Annotated in this window: 17 protein-coding genes; 3 read left to right on the top strand and 14 right to left on the bottom strand. The window is 40.8% G+C overall.

Annotated features, from left to right (window positions below; genetic code table 11):
* Positions 1–528 precede the first annotated feature (528 nt).
* The 3 genes from MKY15_RS15330 to MKY15_RS15320 all read right to left on the bottom strand — a co-directional run bounded on the left by MKY15_RS15330 (position 529) and on the right by MKY15_RS15320 (position 4,706).
* Entirely contained in the window at positions 529–1,512 is a 984-nt protein-coding gene (locus tag MKY15_RS15330; RefSeq protein ID WP_067207734.1) for an NAD(P)/FAD-dependent oxidoreductase, read from the bottom strand.
* Positions 1,513–1,682: 170 nt separating this feature from the next.
* Entirely contained in the window at positions 1,683–1,964 is a 282-nt protein-coding gene (locus MKY15_RS15325) for a DUF6509 family protein (protein ID WP_067207728.1), read from the bottom strand.
* Between the two features lie 105 nt (positions 1,965–2,069).
* The gene (locus MKY15_RS15320; RefSeq protein ID WP_342537912.1) at positions 2,070–4,706 is read right to left on the bottom strand and encodes a cation-translocating P-type ATPase; all 2,637 of its coding nucleotides are present in this window, start codon (positions 4,704–4,706) and stop codon (positions 2,070–2,072) included.
* A gap of 976 nt (positions 4,707–5,682) precedes the next feature.
* Here MKY15_RS15320 and MKY15_RS15315 point away from each other — a divergent pair.
* Together MKY15_RS15315 and MKY15_RS15310 are read left to right on the top strand one after the other, a co-directional pair.
* A complete protein-coding gene (locus MKY15_RS15315; protein WP_342537910.1) occupies positions 5,683–7,380 on the top strand; it encodes a M3 family oligoendopeptidase in 1,698 nt (565 codons plus the stop codon).
* A 348-nt stretch (positions 7,381–7,728) separates the two neighbouring features.
* Positions 7,729–8,166 carry an SRPBCC domain-containing protein gene (locus tag MKY15_RS15310; protein WP_342537909.1) on the top strand — a complete coding sequence of 146 codons (438 nt, stop codon included), beginning with the start codon at positions 7,729–7,731 and terminating at the stop codon, positions 8,164–8,166.
* A gap of 302 nt (positions 8,167–8,468) precedes the next feature.
* Here the strand turns inward: MKY15_RS15310 and MKY15_RS15305 are convergent, their stop codons facing one another.
* The 6 genes from MKY15_RS15305 to MKY15_RS15280 all read right to left on the bottom strand — a co-directional run bounded on the left by MKY15_RS15305 (position 8,469) and on the right by MKY15_RS15280 (position 14,979).
* Positions 8,469–10,148 carry a formate--tetrahydrofolate ligase gene (locus tag MKY15_RS15305; RefSeq protein ID WP_342537908.1) on the bottom strand — a complete coding sequence of 560 codons (1,680 nt, stop codon included), beginning with the start codon at positions 10,146–10,148 and terminating at the stop codon, positions 8,469–8,471.
* 102 nt (positions 10,149–10,250) lie between these two features.
* Complete coding sequence (locus MKY15_RS15300; RefSeq protein WP_338656884.1) at positions 10,251–11,234, bottom strand: zinc-binding dehydrogenase; 984 nt, start codon at positions 11,232–11,234, stop codon at positions 10,251–10,253.
* Between the two features lie 155 nt (positions 11,235–11,389).
* Complete coding sequence (locus tag MKY15_RS15295) at positions 11,390–12,805, bottom strand: alanine/glycine:cation symporter family protein (RefSeq protein ID WP_187047316.1); 1,416 nt, start codon at positions 12,803–12,805, stop codon at positions 11,390–11,392.
* Positions 12,806–13,023: 218 nt separating this feature from the next.
* A complete protein-coding gene (locus MKY15_RS15290) occupies positions 13,024–13,902 on the bottom strand; it encodes a metallophosphoesterase (RefSeq protein ID WP_338652893.1) in 879 nt (292 codons plus the stop codon).
* Entirely contained in the window at positions 13,902–14,402 is a 501-nt protein-coding gene (locus MKY15_RS15285; RefSeq protein WP_067207712.1) for a helix-turn-helix transcriptional regulator, read from the bottom strand. The genes MKY15_RS15290 and MKY15_RS15285 overlap by 1 nt, the downstream gene beginning before the upstream one ends.
* Positions 14,403–14,493: 91 nt before the next feature.
* Positions 14,494–14,979, bottom strand: coding sequence for a dUTP diphosphatase (locus MKY15_RS15280; RefSeq protein WP_067207709.1), 486 nt, complete (start codon positions 14,977–14,979; stop codon positions 14,494–14,496).
* A gap of 92 nt (positions 14,980–15,071) precedes the next feature.
* Here MKY15_RS15280 and MKY15_RS15275 point away from each other — a divergent pair, with 92 nt between their 5' ends.
* Positions 15,072–15,452: a sigma-w pathway protein ysdB gene (locus MKY15_RS15275; protein ID WP_187047315.1), complete on the top strand. Its 381-nt coding sequence runs from the start codon at positions 15,072–15,074 to the stop codon at positions 15,450–15,452.
* 27 nt (positions 15,453–15,479) lie between these two features.
* Here the strand turns inward: MKY15_RS15275 and MKY15_RS15270 are convergent, their stop codons facing one another.
* The 5 genes from MKY15_RS15270 to thrS all read right to left on the bottom strand — a co-directional run bounded on the left by MKY15_RS15270 (position 15,480) and on the right by thrS (position 19,466).
* Entirely contained in the window at positions 15,480–15,770 is a 291-nt protein-coding gene (locus tag MKY15_RS15270; protein ID WP_231885791.1) for a DUF1294 domain-containing protein, read from the bottom strand.
* Positions 15,771–15,995: 225 nt separating this feature from the next.
* The gene (gene rplT / locus MKY15_RS15265; RefSeq protein WP_067207704.1) at positions 15,996–16,355 is read right to left on the bottom strand and encodes a 50S ribosomal protein L20; all 360 of its coding nucleotides are present in this window, start codon (positions 16,353–16,355) and stop codon (positions 15,996–15,998) included.
* Positions 16,356–16,396: 41 nt separating this feature from the next.
* Positions 16,397–16,597: a 50S ribosomal protein L35 gene (rpmI, locus tag MKY15_RS15260; protein WP_067207701.1), complete on the bottom strand. Its 201-nt coding sequence runs from the start codon at positions 16,595–16,597 to the stop codon at positions 16,397–16,399.
* A 27-nt stretch (positions 16,598–16,624) separates the two neighbouring features.
* On the bottom strand, positions 16,625–17,131 hold the full coding sequence (gene infC / locus MKY15_RS15255) for a translation initiation factor IF-3 (RefSeq protein ID WP_067207698.1): 507 nt from the start codon (positions 17,129–17,131) through the stop codon (positions 16,625–16,627).
* A 400-nt stretch (positions 17,132–17,531) separates the two neighbouring features.
* Complete coding sequence (gene thrS, locus MKY15_RS15250) at positions 17,532–19,466, bottom strand: threonine--tRNA ligase (RefSeq protein ID WP_067207695.1); 1,935 nt, start codon at positions 19,464–19,466, stop codon at positions 17,532–17,534.
* Between the last annotated feature and the right edge of the window lie 34 nt (positions 19,467–19,500).

The raw sequence follows: 19,500 nt of genomic DNA, 5'->3' as shown, positions 1-19,500 counted from the left end.
TGGTGAGAGGCATCCCCTAGCGCCGTAGCGGTTCAATGGAATTCTTTATTTCAATTTTTATAGTATCAAATTGTAATCACCTTACAATCTCGCCCTATACATCTCAAAATGATATTTCTCTCGATAATGAACAACCTAGCGCAGGCGGGGCAAAGGGGTCGCCGAAGCCGGTAAGACTGGATGCGAAGCGCTAATCTAGGCTTACGGCGAGAGGCATCCCCAAAGCGCTAAGCGTTCTATAATCCACACCCCGAATTAATACTCTCTCCTTATTGATCGCCATAGTAAATTTAGCGGGATTCTTTAATTAAACATATATGATAAACTTTTTTCTATAATTCAACTTCCAGTAAATTAAACCACTATCACGACCATTTTTCACTGTTAGCATCCCCTCTTCATGTACTACTACTATTACGTTCTATATCGTAGGGAAGCTTCAAGCAAATCACTACTGATAAATATTTTCCCGAATTCCACGCAAAAAAAACCGCGCAAGGCGGTTTTTCAATTTACCATAAACTATATTTAACTAAAGATACTTGTACTATGAAGTGGTTGCAATCTTGCTTTTGGATCGACATAAGCTTTCGCATGATTCACCGCAATCGGCGCTTCGCCAAGTCCGACTGCGATTAGCTTCACCTTGCCTTCATAATTTGTAACATCTCCAGCTGCGTAGATACCTTCGATGTTTGTCTCCATACGCGTGTTAACCATAATCGAGTTACGATCCATTTCTAGACCCCAATCTTTCAAGGGCCCAAGAGAAGATATATTACCGTAGTTAACAATTAAATGATCCACGTCAAGACGTTCCTCAGTTCCGTCTTTTTCTGCTAAGACGATACCACTAACCTTGCCATCTTCCCCTTCAATCACTTTCACAGCACGGGAAGTTTTCACATCAACTTTCGATTCCATCAGTTGATTAACGCTCGTCTCATGTGCTGTAAAGCGTTCACGTCGGTGAACCAGTGTCACAGTTGAAGCGATATCCTCCAACATAAGTGACCAGTCAACCGCGGAGTCCCCACCGCCACAAACGAGTACATTTTTATCTTTAAAAATCGTCAGATCCTTAATGCTGTAATGAAGTGTATTTCCTTCAAAAAGTACTTCTTCAGGAAGACCAATCTTACGTGGTTGGAATGCACCGATTCCAGCAGTCAAAAGAATGGTACGTGTCAAATGAACGCCTTTATCTGTTTTAAGAATGAAATGATCTCCATCACGCGTTGCTGACATAGCCGTTTCACCGAGAAGGATTTCTGGTTTCGAATAATGAGCTTGCGTTACTAGATTCGCTACGAAATCTTTCGCAAGAATTTTTGGGAATCCGCCCACATCATATATATCTTTATCAGGATACAGTTCGATCAGCTGACCGCCAAGTTGTGGCAAGCTATCGATGATTTTTACCGACATTTCACGCATTCCAGCATAGAAAGAAGCGAAGAGTCCTGTCGGTCCTCCCCCGATAATTGTAATATCAACGATTTCGTTATTCATAGTTAAACACTCCAATTAGATTAGTCTCGGATAAAAGTTTTCTTCTTCTCTATCCACTCTACACATTATCTAACAAAATACAATAAAATACACATAATCTGATTTTCGAATTAAAGGTACGCAATAAAAGGCCTGTACACATCAAATGTGTACAGGCCTTTTATTTCTTCCTATTCGCGATGCGCTCTGCAATATGCAAGAACAGTTTCTTTCTCGTCATCTTCCAATTCGAAATCAAGAACTTTCTCACTTGAACGCTCAAAGAAGTGATATGAAGCAATTCGACCTTCATCCTCGTCAATTGCAAAGATTACTCGAAGGCCCGTTCCACCTTCAGAATAAAGCTCGTCTTCTTCATCAAGATTAATGTACAATCGGTATTCATAACGTTCTCCAGCAATGATCCCAGTAGGATCGTTAATTTTTTTGATGATATACTCAGTAATTTCCATAGTAGTACCAACCTCTCACTTACAATTTTAGATTCCCCGGCTACAAAGCCACTACACTCCATAATACATCATTCAACACCAAAAGGGTTAACTTTGGCACATACCTTATTTTTTAATGAATTTAATCATTTCGTTTATCAAGAGAGGGAGCAGACTTAAAGCGGCAATAACTAGCCATTCCATAGGCCCTAGTGAATGGACACTAAAGACTTTCGCGATTGGACCAACTGACACGATAACCACTTGCAAAATGATTCCAAGCAAAATTGAGTAAATCAAGAATTTGTTTTTGAAAATTCCTGCGGTAAATACAGACTTATCCATCGACCTGAAGTTAAGGGAGTGAACAAGTTGGGAGAAACTTAGTGCGATGAAAGCCATTGTCTGTCCGTGAACTAGTGCACTTTCTGGAATTCCAGATGAAAACAGGGCTAGGAAACTACCTTCATGCTCACCTGACATGTATACTCCAACCATGAAAGCGACGAGCGTAATCGCCCCAATCAAAATTCCGTTTAAAATCAAAAATGGAATAGATCCTCTGAATATACTCTCATGCCGGTGTCGTGGTTTTTCTTTCATTACTCCAGGCTCTTCAGGATCCACACCGAGTGATAGCGCTGGAAATGTATCTGTCACAAGATTTATCCACAGTATATGAATCGGACGCAATAGTAGCGGCCATCCTAGTAAAATCGCGGCAAAAAGCGCGATGATTTCACCTAGATTACATGACAATAGAAATATGACGGACTTCTTAATATTGCGGTAAATCACACGTCCCTCTTCGACAGCTTTCACGATTGACGAAAAATTATCATCTGTCAATATCATGTCTGCTGCACCTTTTGCAACATCAGTTCCCGTAATCCCCATTGCCACGCCAATATCTGCCGCTTTTAATGATGGTGCATCGTTGACGCCATCCCCTGTCATCGACACTGTATGACCTTTCACTTTAAGTGCTTGTACAATCTTCACTTTATGTTCTGGCGAAACACGTGCATAGACATTAATCTCTCCGGTTTTTTCTACCAATTGATCCCCCGTTATCGAATCAATTGTTTTCCCTTCAATTACTTCTGATTTCTGAGTCGCAATTCCTAGTTCTTTCGCTATTGCAAATGCCGTGTCCTGATGATCACCAGTAATCATCACTGTTCGAATCCCAGCTTCTTTCGTCACTTTAATTGCGTCTTTCACTTCTTCACGCGGCGGGTCAATCATTCCGATAAGGCCAAGGAATGTCAATCCTTCTTCAGCTTGGTCTAGTTCCATGGCTTTGGCTTCTTCTACAATCTTATAAGCGGAGCCTAATACACGTAACGCTTTAGAAGACATCGTCATGGCCGCTTCCAGAATTGATTGCCGGTCGGCTTCATCAAGTATCCTTGACCCATCAGCTACTTCAATATGTGTACACTTCTGTAGGATGCCGTCAATAGCACCTTTTGTATGTGAATAAATTGCATCTGCAGATCGATGTACCGTAGTCATTCGTTTCCGATTTGAATCGAATGGTAACTCCGTGATTCTAGGATAGTTATTATCCAACAGTTCTTTTTCCAGTCCGGATTCTGTCGCCGCTACGACAAGCGCAATCTCTGTTGGATCTCCTGTTTCTCCTGTTTTAGAATACGTCGCATCATTACACAATGCGATATTCTCAAACAACAATTTTTGTACCGGGTTTTTCAGATTAGCTTTACTTAACTCATTTAAAGTCCCATCTGCAAAAAACGTTGTAACCGTCATCCTATTTTGAGTCAACGTCCCGGTTTTATCAGAGCAGATAACATCCACAGAGCCTAGCGCTTCCACAGCAGGGAGTTTTCGGATGATAACGTTTTGCTTAATCATCCTTTGAACGCCGATTGCAAGGACGATTGAAACGATCGCAGGCATCCCCTCAGGTATTGCTGCAACTGCAAGACTGACCGCTAACATAAACATTTCCAAATAGCCACGCCCTTGAAGTATGCCAATCGTAAATATGATGACACAGATGGCAACAGCAGCAATGCCAAGATATTTACCTAATTGGGCAAGGCTTTTCTGAAGAGGCGTCTCGTCGTCCACTTCCTGGTCAAGCATGGTAGCCACTTTCCCTATTTCAGTCTTCATGCCTGTTGCAATAGCAATTCCTGTTGCACGCCCATATGTAGTCAATGTCGACATAAAGGCCATGTCTTTTCGATCTCCGATTGGCATTGAGGGATCTCCACTAAAATGTGCATCCTTTTCAACAGGCACAGATTCACCTGTCAGTGCCGCCTCTTCAATTTTCAAATTTACTGATTCAATTAGTCTGATATCACACGGAACATACCTGCCTGCATCAAGGAGAATGACATCACCTGGAACGACTTCTTCCGACGGTATCTCTTGCTTGACACCGTCCCTTCTTACAAGTGCTTTAGGTACTGCCATATTTTTCAACGCTTGAAGCGCTTCCTCCGCTTTCGATTCCTGGACGACCCCCACAACTGCATTGATGATAACGACCAATCCAATAATAATTGAGTCTGCCACTTCCCCAAGTATTCCGGAAATAACAGCAGCAACGATTAATACATAAATTAACACATTATTGATTTGCGCAAAAATCCGTTGTATCAGCGTACGGCTTTTACTACCCGTAAGTTTATTGGCCCCGTATTCATCCAGCCTTTTATTCACTTCCTCTTCACTTAACCCAATTTCCACATCCGTATCCAGCAATTGTGCAGTTTCATTTCGCATTTTATTGTTCCCTCCATATACCTCTTAAATATCCAATCTATCACATGTGTTGATTTACCAAAAGCAACCAGTAAATGACTGAATCCAACACTAGGCACTTCTTGTACAATTACTTTTGGATTGCTTGGATTGAACGACCTCTATACGATTAACGAGGTGTCTTGATGTGAAGAAATGCGACTTCGTCGCATTTCTTCACATTTTTTCGGTAATCGCATGGTGCTTATTCATCCGTCGCTATCCAAATACACTCGTACACAAAGTACTAAAGATTTTCGGGACGAAAGAATAGCGGGCTTCTTATCTGGATAATAGTCACCAAAGATACAATTTTGGCGACTGAAGCCTTCTCCATAGTCTTGTCTTTTTTAGTTAAGAAAGAGTCACTTTCTTATAGTCCATTTCATGATAAGATGCATACTCTTTACTAAAAGTAAGCAAGGAACACATTGTAGAAAGTACTAGAGTGCCAGAAATTGTATCTTCGGGCACTTACAACCTTTATAAAGAGTCATCTATTCTTTTTTTCTAAAGTAGCTGTATTTTTCACTTGAACGTTGTAGGAACGCGACAGGCAGCTATTCGTAACAGGATTACTTAGGAGGAATGAACTACAATTCCTCCCCAAAGGGTGTGGCTAGGAATGACGAAGTCATTTCTAGCCACACTTGCCCCTCAGTAAAGTTGTCATGAATAGCTCGCCGAAAGCGGACCGGAAATGATCCAGTGAAAACAGAGTTTTTCAAGCCTTTCTTACCTGCTCTTTATGAAAGAAAACGGTTAATAAACAGACGTGCCAATGTAGACGACTATTTTCATACTTCTTCTATTGCTATGCTTTAGTCATGATACTTCTTTAACAAGCTAATTTGACAAAATACATGAAAATCGTAAATTTCTTTTGCAATATTCCGGAACTTCGTGAACAATATAAAGAGTGAAGTAATTCACTAGTAAACTAGCAGGGGGAATCATTTTGATTAAATTTGAAGACTATCAATACTCAAAGCTCAATATGGCAGAAGTAAAACAAGACTTTGACGAGTTGCTACAGGAATTCCGTTCCGCAAGTTCTTATGACCAGCAAAATGAAGTCATTGAGAAGATCAACACGATTGGTAAAGACTACTCAACAATGGCCAACCTTGTCTATATCCGTGCATCCATCGATACAAACGATGAGTTCTATCAGAAAGAACGCGATTATTTCGACGAAATCGGACCTGAGTACCAAGAACTTGAAACCGCTTACTATAAAGAACTGGTTTCCACTCCTTTCAGAGCACAACTCGAAGAAAAATGGGGCACTCAACTATTCGCTTTAGCTGATAATGCCATAAAATCGTTTTCTCCAGAAATTGTTGGCTTGTTACAAAAAGAAAACAAACTAACTTCCGATTACTCGAAACTGGTCGCATCTTCACAAATCGAATTCGATGGTAAAACACTTACACTTGCTCAAATGGGACCCTATGCAGAATCTACGGACCGCTCCGTTCGTAAGTCAGCTATGGAAGCTTCCTACAAATTCTATGCTGACAACGGTGAAAAGTTCGACGTAATTTATGATCAACTTGTTAAGCTCCGTCATGAAATCGCGACGACACTTGGTTACAAAAACTTTGTGGAGCTTGGTTACCTAAGAATGGACCGTATCGACTATGATGCAAATATGGTGAAGAAATTCCGTGATCAAGTACGCGACCATATCGTTCCGCTCGCAAACCGCCTTTATGCGCGCCAAGCTGAACGTATAGGCGTTGACGAATTGAAGTTTTACGATCAGTCCTTAGACTTCCTTACAGGCAATGCAACACCCCAGGGATCTCCTGACTGGATCATTGAAAACGGTAAAAAGATGTATGCTGAACTTTCACCTGAAACTGATGCATTTTTCAAATTCATGACGGACAAGAACTTACTGGACGTCGAAGCGAAGACAGGGAAAGAAGCGGGCGGTTATTGTACATTCATCGATAATTACGATTCGCCTTTCATCTTCTCTAATTTCAATGGAACTTCTGGAGATATCGATGTGTTAACGCATGAAGCCGGGCACGCATTCCAAGTGTTCTCTAGCCAGAATATTGGTATATCAGAATATATGTGGCCTACATCTGAAGGTGCAGAAATTCACTCAATGAGTATGGAGTTCTTCACATGGCCTTGGATGGAACTCTTCTTCAAAGAACAAACGGATAAATATAAATTCGCACACCTTAGCAGTGCATTGCTCTTTTTACCATATGGCGTCGCAGTTGATGAATTCCAGCATGTCATCTATGAAAACCCTGAAATGACAGCTGCAGAACGAAAAGCAGCTTGGAAAAAGATCGAGAATATCTACCTACCTATGCGGGATTACGATGGCATTGAATACTTGGAATCGGGTGCTGTTTGGCAGCGTCAGGGTCACATTTATGAAAGCCCATTCTATTATATCGATTACACCCTTGCACAAATCTGTGCGTTCCAATTTTGGAAACGCTCATTTGAAGACCGTGATGCGGCATGGAAAGATTATTTACATCTTTGCACACTCGGTGGTTCAAAATCATTTACAAAACTAGTCGCCGAAGCCAATTTAATCTCACCTTTCGAAGACGGCTGTGTTGAGTCTGTTATCGGAACAATCGAATCATGGCTCGATTCGATTGACGATAAAGCACTTTAAAATAAAGTTAGTAGAAGCAGAAATGCTTCACGGTTTCTCTTCGGAGGTGCAAACAAGCAAATAACATTAAATTTCGTAGCCAAAACCACATTGTATTAGAGCATAAATTAGCACTGCCATTCGCAGTGCTTTTTTGATTTATATAGAACAACGAAAGTTCGCTTTTGGGCGTAATAATAAAAATCCTCCCAATTTATAATCGGACGGGATACTCTAAGGTAATGGAAAATTTAAATTTCTAAGTATTGTTGGTATAATAGAATATAGGAATTATTTATTATTGAACTAACGACAGTTTTTCTCAATGAAAATATTGACTTAGATCCAACATTTCAGGAGGTAGATATAATGACCAATATACCAATTGTAAAAGATGAAGTTCATATAGAGGCTACTCCTTCAAAAGTATGGGAGGTTCTCATTAACCCAAAATATATTGCACAGTGGGATGAACTTCCAGAAAATTATCCTAGTGAAAATATGAGTAAGGGAAGTAAAGTGGTTTGGGAGCATCCTAACGGTGACCAGACTGTTACAACAATTATAAAAGCAGAAGAATTGAAGGAATTAAAACTTGCCTTATACTCATCAAATTGGGAAGTAAAACCGAATGAAGGTGATGTGGCATATCTATTTAAGTTAGAAGACCTAAATGGTAGTACTTTACTAAAAATTGAAATTGGTGATTTTTCACTCCTAAAAGATGGGCAAGACTATTATGATGCCTCGGTAGAATTTGCATCTGAAGCAAAAAAAGTAATTAAAAAATTAGCTGGAAGTCTATAGGTATATTCTAATAATAGCTACACCTCTTATTATGCTAATCAGTGCTTTAGTTCAAAAGGGAGGAAATTATTTCGTTGTTTTAAATGCAAACACTGAATTACTGTTCAGTGTTTTTTATCGTTTATAGTTAATTATCATACCACGTATACACTCGCTTACTAAATTGCCACCTAAATAAACTGATTTAAATATGTGTGCTTCTAAGCGAAACATGATTCGAGACTTACTTAATTAACAATGAGGTTGTCCCCAATTATTTGGACAACCTCATTAAATTTATTACCTATCCACAATTTCAAAAATCACATTAAACCTACTGCATTGCCTTGTAAATCGATATCCATCTGAAGTGCTGCAGGCGTTTTCGGCAATCCTGGCATCGTCATAATATCCCCCGTCAGACAGACAAGAAATCCTGCTCCAAGTTTCGGAATGATTTTTCTAACAGTAATAGTAAACCCTTCAGGGCGCCCAAGTATTTTCGGATCATCTGAAAATGAATATTGGGTTTTGGCCATACAAATCGGCAAAATTCCCCAGCCATTGTTCTCGATATTTTTGAGATCTTTTAACGCTTGTTCTGTAAATACAACACCCAATCCACCATATACTTTTTGAACAATAGCTGTAATTTTATCACTTACGGGCTGTTCTACATCATAGAGTGGAGCGAAATTATTTGGTTCATCCAGAAGCTTTAAAACTTCCTGCGCCAAAGCAATGCCACCATCTCCACCGCGTTCCCAGACATCAGTGAGTGCTACCCTTATTTCGTTTTCCTCACACCACTCAAAAATGACTTCCAGTTCTGCACCAGTATCCGTGATGAACTTGTTCAACGCAACGACCGGTTGGACACCGAATGCGCGAATGGTATCAATATGCTTAGCTAAGTTGACTAATCCATCCGTGACAGCATGTACATTCTCCTCTGCAAGCTGGTTTTTCGGAACTCCACCATGCATTTTAAGTGCCCGTACTGTTGCCACAATAACAACTGCATCAGGTGAGAATCCACCTTGACGTGCTTTTATATTCATGAATTTCTCAGCACCTAAATCGGCACCGAATCCAGCTTCCGTAACGACGATATCAGCAAGTTTACGTGCCGTATTTGTTGCAATTAACGAGTTACAGCCGTGCGCAATGTTCGCAAAGGGTCCACCATGTATAAGTGCCGGAGTCCCTTCAATTGTCTGCACAAGGTTTGGTTTGAATGCCTCTTTCAGTAGAAGTACCAATGCCCCCTGGACACCAAGGTCTCGTACCGTTACCGCCTCTTTATCATACGTATAACCGATAACGATACGTGCAAGTCTTTCTTTCAAGTCTTGCAGGCTTGTCGCTAAACAAAAAATCGCCATAACTTCAGATGCGACTGTAATATCGAAACCATCTTCTCTTGGAACTCCTTGTGTAGGGCCGCCGAGTCCAATTGTTATGTTGCGTAATGCGCGATCATTCATATCCAAGACGCGTTTCCAAGTAATTCTCCGCGGGTCAATCCGAAGCACATTTCCGTGGTGAAGATGATTATCTATAAGTGCACTAAGCGCATTATTCGCAGTCGTAATTGCATGAATATCACCATTAAAATGTAGATTAATTTCTTCCATTGGCAACACTTGAGCATAACCACCGCCTGTAGCCCCACCCTTCATCCCCATAACAGGTCCAAGGGATGGTTCGCGTAAAGCAATCATTGTCTTTTCTCCGAGCTTTGAAAGGGCATCAGCAAGCCCTACAGTGACAGTCGACTTCCCTTCCCCCGCCGGCGTTGGGCTAATGGCTGTGACAAGAACCACTTTTCCATCCTTGCTACTCTCGGCTAACTTAGTTACATCAATTTTTGCTTTGAATCTGCCGTATGGTTCGACCGCTTCTTCGGGTATACCTGCCTCTTTGGCTATAGTCCAAATCGATTTCATCGTGGCCTGTGATGCTATTTGTAAATCAGTTAATGGCGATACTTTTTTTGTCATGTCTGTCCCACCTTTTTTATTTTAAGTATACCCCGGCTATATCCAAATAGCGGGATATCTCAGTAAATTTTATACGACATTATAATTAACTGAAGTACTACATCATTTCGTTACTTGCAGTACCACTTTTCCAAATTGCTTACTCTCTTCAATATAATCGAATGCCTCTGCCGCTTCATCCAAATTGAAGACTTTATCGACAATTGGACGTGTTCCATATTTTTCGACATGCGCAATCATGTCACGTAACTCTTCTCGACTACCTAACGTAGAACCGAAAAGTTGGTACTGTCCATAGAAAAACGCGCGCAAATCCAAGTCGACTGTATCATCAGTCGTTGCTCCAAAAATGACGATACGCCCGCCTTTTTTCAATAAACTAAGCGAACGATTAAACGTCGCCCGGCCAACACTTTCGATAACGAGGTCGATTGTCTCTCCTTCTAACTCCTTGTTCCAATCCCCATTCGTATCAAGAGCGATGTCCGCGCCAAGGTCAAGCGCCTGTTTTCGCTTAGCTTCACTGCGAGAAGTGACAATCACACGTGCTCCAACGTTTTTAGCGAATGAAATAAGATACGTGGCTACTCCACTGCCGGCACCTGGGATGAAAACTGTATCCCCCGCTTTCAATCCCCCTTTAGTAAATAGTGCACGATAACCTGTTAAACCCGCTAACGAAAGTACCGCTGCCTCTTCCCAGGACAAGTGAGTGGGTTTCCTTTCAATCTGTTCAGCCGAAATAGCAATTTTCTCAGCAAATGTCCCATTATCTGGCATTCCTAAAATATCAAATTCTGCCGGTGGGGCATCGCTGTTTTCAAACCAACGTAGCGAAGGATTAATCATTACTTCATCCCCGACTGCAAACGCCGTTACTCCTGCACCTACTGACTCAATAATTCCTGCACCGTCAGATCCTAGCGTCAATGCTTGTGCCTCATTCCCCCTACGTCCAGGTATATATAAGTCTCGACGGTTCAAACCTGCCGTCTGAATCGCAACGACGACTTCACCACTTGCTGCAACTGGTTCTTTCATGTCACCTATTTTCAACTGCCCTAATTCATGGATAAATGCTTTCATCTTAATCATCCTTTCTTAAGTGCATACTATCTCTATCATACCTTAATAGTTACCTTTTTTCACACTCTTCTAAATAGTAAACGAAATGAAAGAAGGCAAGAAACCAATTATAGTTCAAATAGGTTTCTTGCCTTCTTAACAATTGAAGTAATCTTTTATTTGCCGTCGCTTATCTTTTCATCTTCCCAACATTCTGCACCTTTTAGCCCGGGAATCGTACTAGACTTGAATATAGGATTGAGTCCTCTTTTTCGTTGTTCTGTATAATCATCTAGTGTTTTGAATGCCACTTTTCCTAGAAGGAAGATAACTATTAGATTAATGACTGCCATCATGCCCATGAAGAGGTCCGCCATGTTCCAAACAAGATCCACTTTTGCAAGCGTTCCAAACATGACCATCGCGAGTACACCAAAACGGTAAAGAGTTAACCATATTTTATTCGCGTTGATAAATTCAATATTCGTCTCGCCATAATAATAGTTTCCAATAATTGAACTGAAAGCAAAAAACAAAATGGCAATTGCCAAGAAATAAGGTGCCCACTCTCCTACATGGACACCAAGGGATGTCTGCGTCAAGAGAATTCCATCCACTTCACCTGTATTATAAAGATCGGCAAGAATAATAATGAACGCCGTTGCAGAACAGATGATGATTGTGTCAAAAAACACACCTAGACTTTGAACAAGACCCTGTTTTGCCGGATGCGATGTACTTGCAACCGCAGCAGCGTTCGGTACACTCCCCATACCTGCCTCATTGGAGAATAGTCCACGTCGCACTCCTTGCATAATCGCTGCCCCGACTGCCCCACCGACCGCTTCGTTCATTCCAAATGCGCTCGTGAAGATTAGTTTAAATACTGCGGGAACCTCATTTATATTCATAATAACGACATATAAAGCAACAATAATATAGAGAATAGCCATAATCGGAACGATAACTTGTGTGACGTTGGCAATCCGTTTAACGCCTCCGAAAATAACAAGAGCCGTTATAAAAATAAGAACTAATCCAATAACCCATTTTTCAATATGAAACACACTATTGAATGATAAACTTATTGTATTTGACTGTACAGCATTAAAAATAAAACCGAAGCAAAGTGTCAGCAAAATAGCGAATATGATACCCAGCTTCCGATTCCCCAAAGCCTTTTGCATATAATAAGCAGGCCCTCCCCTGAATGTATCGCCGTCCTTCACTTTATACACTTGCGCGAGCGTACTTTCGATAAACGCAGTCGCCATTCCGATTATCGCAATGACCCACATCCAGAAAACTGCGCCTGGCCCTCCAATGCCAATTGCAAGGGCAACCCCAGTGATATTCCCTGTTCCAACCCGTGATGCAGCACTAATTGTAAACGCTTGAAAGGAAGATATCCCGCCCTTCACTTCCGGTTTTTCCACTATAAGTTTAAACATTTCACCAAACAGGCGAAACTGTACAAATTTCGTTCGAATCGTAAAATAAATACCTAAACCAATTAACAAACCGATTAGGATATACGACCATAAAAGGTTATTCCCTGTCGTTACAATCCACTCTAAAGCACTTTGAATCATTTCTAGTTCCTCCCTATTCCATTTTTAACATTCGCAGTGTAATTTTTATACACATGTCAAAAATGCCTTTACCTTAACTACGGATACTTTCACGTTAAGTACATATCATATCCTATTTCGACAAATGAGAATAGCAGTTATTTAATGGGATTTTACGGTAGATTCTATTATTATTTTCAACAAAAAAACCTCCTTCAATAATCGAAAGGAGGCTAGGACTATTCTATTGTGCGTAATGTGACAACTACTATTTCCGGTTGATTGAACAGCCTCACTGGAATGATGCTATTGCCCAGGCCGCGACTGACTACCAAGTCGCTGCCATTCTTCTCATGGACGCCTGATGAATATTTGGGAAACCAACCTTGTCCGGGTGAAACGAGGCCACCTATCCCTGGTATACGAAACTGTCCGCCATGAGCATGACCACTGAACGTCACATCTATCCCGGCTTCAGCGTATACATCAAATTGCTCAGGTCTATGTGACAATAGCACTTTAAACATCTCATCAGGTATATTTTCAAATGCTTGTTCTATCGATATTTTAACGGCTTCATCATCTTCAAGCTCACTTGCCAGCGGATCTTCAATTCCTCCTATTGCTATTGAACTATCGGGAAACAATGTTATTACATCCGCTTCGTTCGATAAGACACGAACCCCCAAGTCTTCGAGAGCCCCCTTAATACGGTCCATATCCTGCGTAGCGATTTCATGGTTTCCTGTCACGTAATAGATTGGAGCGACAAATTTAAGCTCTTCAATAAGAATCAGACTTTTTTCAAGATCGTAGCGGTTACTGTCGATAAAATCACCCGTAATGAATATCGCTTGAGGCGTGATCATTTTCACCCTATCAACAACATGTGAATGGTTTTCACCCAATTCGGCATCATGTAAATCAGAAATCTGGACGATAGTATATTTGTCGTAATTAGCAGGGATCTTGTCCGACGCAATTTCATAATGCGTTACCCCGACTGTTGTATTTCCTTTATATACGACAAAGCAAAGAAGGACAAGTATGAATAAGATGAAAAACCATTTACGCCGTAAGGGCATCTTTTTTTTCGTTGTATTCGTAGTCGTTTTCATTACAACCAGCGTTTTTTCAACCTTGCAAGTTCTAAAAGTTCTAGGACCTCTTTTTTCGGCAGTTCTGTCAGTATCGCAAGCATTTCGATTTCTGCACGTTTTCTGCCCTTTCCGCTTCTATACGTTTCTTTGTGTATAGCATCAAGTTCTGCATACAGTTCGTCTGTATGACTCGTTTGTTCTTGTTCTTGCGTTTCTATATCGCTAATAACATTTTCTCTCAATTTGTCGTAAAGCATATCTACATTTGCAGATCCCGTGCTTTTAAACGGTTTTGACGTCTTCGAATTCCCTAGAATCAGCTCATCAGTTGTAACATTAAAGCGTTCAGATATTTTTGCCACCCAAGCCGCCGATGGAGCATTCTTCCCTTTTTCCCAATCTTTAATACGACTTGCTGACGTTCCTATAGCTGCTCCGAATGCCATCATTGATAATCCGCGTTCTTCACGCAATTTCTTTAACCTTATACCAAAATCCTCTTTGTTCCAATCGTTCACATTTACGCCCCCTAAAAAGTTTATATACAACTCTATTATTTTTTATCTGGAGGCTTCTGTCAATCTATTTTTTGATTTTTCTATAAAACAATTAATAACCTGTTTTTTGACGGTTATAATTTTCTTCATTCTTCGCTAAGTACGCACCAATAATATCTTCATTTGTGAAACCAAGTTTTTTAGCAATGGCCCCATAATGAATCCAGACTTTCTCATAAGCCGTCATGCTAAGTTCATTCAGGAAACAGTGAATAGCAGCCGTAGTTTCTAGGAATAATTGTGTCAATTCTCCTTCAACTTCACCTTCCGGCCAATTTGTTAGCGTATGTAAGTCCTTTTCTATACCTAAGGAAAGTAGAAAATGAATCGAATCTACATATTCTTCAAGAATCACAGCATCATCTGAAGGACCTTTTGTGCTCCAAAATTTGAAACAACGCGTTTCATTCGCAAGTTCCGCGAGTTCAATTAAGAGTGCAAGTCCTTTTTCTAGAAAAACATCTGTTTTTTCCTCTCTGTTATTTTGGATAAATAAATCGAGTTCACGTTGCATGGTAAATAGTTTTGACAGTTGCATAAAAAAAACCTCCATTTTTTTAACTATATTGAAACTTTTCAGATTGTCATCCGTATAAGATAGTATCTATAAATTCATAAGGGGGATCCGTTATGGGATTACTGATCCGCTTGATCATTATTGCTTTTATCATTTATTTAGTCTACCGCGGGATTCGTTATTTGACGGACCCCAAAAGAAAGCTTGATGATGCATACGCGGAGGAAAAGTATTATTTCTATGATGAAGTAAATAATGTGCGAAAAAATTTCTTCCTATCGTATAAAGGCGCTATGTTTGAGGGTGAAAAATACTTAGATACAACAGATGATTCCATTGACGTCATCTCCATTTTCGTTTGGGTGAAAGATGAAACAAAACTTCAAGATTTCACAAAAGCGGATTTTGATTTTCTTTCATCCACAATCTTATCCAACTACCCCAAAGCCGCTATTAGTTGGAAAAATCCAATCGAACGACTAATGGAACAATAGAACAAGCCCGTTGAAAAGCGGGCTATTTTACACTTCCATCATTCCTGGTAGGGTAACACCTAGAAGATAGAGTATGCCAATACCATAGGCAATTGCTAAAATAAGAAAGCCGATCCGGAAAGATGTACGTCTTGTCTTATGACGGAATGTTTGCATCCCAAGATATGCACCAATGCCTCCACCAAGCAGTGCAAGCGTCCATAAATTCTTTTCAGGTATTCGTTGTCCTTTTCTCTTTGCCTGACGCTTATCATACCCCATCGTAATAAATGCCCAAACGGACATAATTGCAATCCATCCTAATAGTGTCGTTTGCAAGTATGATTCCCCTCTTTTCTTTCTCTACTTACATTTTACACTGTTTAGCAGTCAGAGAGTAATAATATAATTCTTTAAGACTGTAAGACAGATTCACGGATCTATAAGATCCTCTTCCTAAACTCCTCAATACGAAAACTTTACCGTCGCCGTAAAAAAACAAATAAAAAAGTCGCCTCGCACCCAGATTAACTCTGGACCGTTTGGCGACTTTTATTGACGTTCTTATTTAGCGATTGATTTTTTCGCTGCATCTGCAAGTTGTGTGAACGCTTGCGCGTCAGTCACTGCAAGATCAGCAAGCATTTTACGGTTAACATCAATGCCAGCTACTTTCAAGCCGTGCATAAGAGTGCTGTAAGAAAGACCGTTGATACGTGCAGCCGCATTGATACGTGTAATCCAAAGTTTACGGAATTCACGTTTCTTCTGACGACGGTCACGGTATGCATAGTTGAATGATTTCATTACCTGTTGGTTTGCTACCTTGTAAAGTCTATGTTTTGAACCAAAGTAACCTTTTGCTAATTTCAATACTCGATTACGACGCTTGCGCGTCACTGTTCCACCTTTTACGCGTGGCATAGTTCATTACCTCCTGCTTTTCTGTCCGATTGTGTTTTAAATTATTTCATGTAAGTGATCATTTGACGAATGCGTTTGAAATCGCCTGAAGAAACTAGTGAAGCTTTACGCAGGTGACGTTTCGCTTTTGTCGGTTTGTTTGCAAACAAGTGACTTGTGTAAGCACGGCCGCGTTTCAATTTACCAGAACCGGTTTTTTTGAAACGTTTCGCTGAGCCGCGGTGAGTTTTCATTTTTGGCATGTTCTGTTCCTCCTAAATCATTCATTGTTACTCTTTTTCAGCAGTTGGTGCAAGCACTAGGAACATGCTGCGGCCTTCCATCTTCGGTCGTTGTTCAACCGTAGATACATCTTTGCACGCTTCTGCGAAACGGTCAAGGACACGCTGTCCGATTTCCTTGTGCGTAATCGCACGTCCACGGAAACGGATTGAAGCTTTAACTTTATCGCCTTTTTCAAGGAACTTGACAGCGTTCCGTAGTTTTGTCTGGAAATCATGCTCATCGATTGTCGGGCTTAACCGAACTTCTTTAAGCAAAATGATTTTCTGATTTTTACGGACTTCGCGATCCTTTTTCTGCTGTTCAAATTTGAACTTTCCGTGGTCCATGATACGAGCCACTGGGGGTTTCGCTGTTGGTGCTACAAGGACAAGATCCAAATTCGCAAGTGCGGCAATTTCAAGTGCCTCAGTGCGTGTTTTGATTCCGAGCTGATCGCCGTTGTGATCAATAATGCGTAGCTCGCGGGCACGGATGCCCTCATTTACGTACATGTCTTTGCTAATAGTAATCCACCTCCGGATATTTCTCGAATACATGGTTTGGGTATACCGTCCGGTTCGGGTCGGCCCCACAGGTCCATCCAATTAAAAAAGGTAGACAAATTGGATTTGTCTACCCGCGTATGTGTACGTGCAAATGCACGGCACTTCACTCATGTTTTAACCCGTCAACAACGTCTAGGCGTCGAACAGGTGAGAAGCGGGTAGCCTCTTCTTATACCACAAACTGTATTCAGTCATTACTAACCTTAATTACTTTACCATGTGATAGTAAACTTGTCAACATGTTTTAATCTGCGGCTTGGCTTATTCACGGTTGCCGCATTGCTTTCATCGCTGAAAACATGCGTTAAGATTTATATAGTTAGTGTTTGACCACTGCTGTATAAATTTAAATACTTGTAACTTCTTCTTTTAGTCTAGCAAGGAATTCGTCGAATGGCAAGCTTTCAGATTGCTGTTCGCCGTATTTACGAACGTTCACTTCGCCTGATTCGACTTCTTTGTCTCCAAGAACGAGCATATAAGGTACTTTTTGCATCTGTGCTTCTCGTATCTTGTAACCAATTTTTTCATCACGGCTATCAATATTAACGCGGAATCCAGCAGCAACCAATTTTTCACGAACGCCATCTGCATAATCAAAATGTGCATCTGGTGAAACTGGAATTACTTCAACTTGGACAGGTGCCAACCAAGTTGGGAATGCACCTTTGTATTCTTCAATTAGGAATGCAACAAAACGTTCCATAGTTGAAACAACGCCGCGGTGAATGACGACTGGACGATGTTGTTTTCCATCTTCGCCAACGTATGTTAGATCGAAACGTTCAGGAAGCAAGAAGTCGAGTTGCACTGTTGACAATGTTTCTTCCATACCAATTGCTGTTTTCACTTGAACGTCAAGTTTAGGTCCGTAGAATGCAGCTTCCCCTTCTGCTTCAACATAGTCAAGACCAAGTTCATCCATCGCTTCTTTCAGCATTGTTTGTGCACGATTCCACATTGCATCGTCATCAAAATATTTCTCTTTATCCGCTGGATCGCGGTAAGAAACACGGAATGAATAATCCTCGATATTGAAATCTTTATAAACGTCAATAACAAGTTGGACAACGCGTTTGAACTCATCTTTAATCTGATCCGGACGAACAAAGATATGCGCATCATTCAACGTCATTCCACGAACGCGCTGCAAGCCTGATAGTGCTCCGGACATTTCATAACGGTGCATTGTACCAAGTTCCGCAATACGTAACGGCAGGTTTCTGTATGAATGAATTCCATTTTTATAAATCATCATATGATGAGGGCAGTTCATTGGACGCAAAACAAGGTCTTCGTTGTCCATACTCATTACAGGGAACATGCCGTCCTGATAATGATCCCAGTGGCCTGAAGTTTTATATAATTCGACGCTACCGAGAACTGGTGTATAGACATGATCATAGCCAAGCCTCTGTTCCTTATCAACGATGTATCTCTCGATGATTCGGCGAATCGTTGCTCCCTTAGGCAACCACATCGGCAAGCCCTGACCCACTTTTTGAGAGTTCATGAAAAGATTAAGTTCTTTCCCTATTTTACGGTGATCTCGCTCTTTAGCTTCTTCCAAAAGACGAAGATGTTCTTTTAGTTCATCTTTTTTAAAGAACGCTGTACCGTAAATTCGTTGTAGCATTTTGTTATTCGAATCGCCGCGCCAGTAAGCGCCTGCGATGCTAAGGAGTTTGAATTCCTTTAACTTCCCTGTAGATGGAACGTGAACACCACGGCACAAGTCGATGAAGTCGCCTTGTTCATAAATAGACACTTGCTCGCCCTCAGGAATCGCTTCTAGAAGTTCTAGTTTGTATTCGTCATCGATTTCTTCAAAACGCTTTTTCGCCTCTTCACGAGATACATCATGACGAATTACTTCCACGTTTTCAGCAATAATTCTTCTCATCTCTTTTTCAAGTTCTGGTAAGTCTTCTGCTGTAATCGGTTCAGGCGAATCAATATCATAATAAAATCCGCTTTGGATAACTGGCCCAATACCTAGTTTTGCATTAGGAAACTTACGTTTTACAGCTTGTGCAAGAAGATGTGCTGTACTGTGGCGTAATATTTCAAGCGCTTCCGGTGATTGAGGTGTGATAATCGCGATATCACCGTCCTCATTAATTGCTGATTTCAAGTCTACTAACTTGTCTCCAACTTTACCTGCCAGCGCACTTTTTCGCAGTCCCGGGCTAATTGATCCTGCTACGTCTTCTGTAGTTGTGCCTTGTGGAAATTCTTTCACGGCACCATCTGGAAATTTCAAATTAATCATATTTGTCATTGTTAAGCACTCCTCATTTATTATTATTGGAAAA

This window comes from Sporosarcina sp. FSL K6-1540 (assembly GCF_038620285.1).
Lineage (GTDB): Bacteria > Bacillota > Bacilli > Bacillales_A > Planococcaceae > Sporosarcina > Sporosarcina psychrophila.
This window is presented reverse-complemented; position numbering and strand designations above follow the sequence as displayed.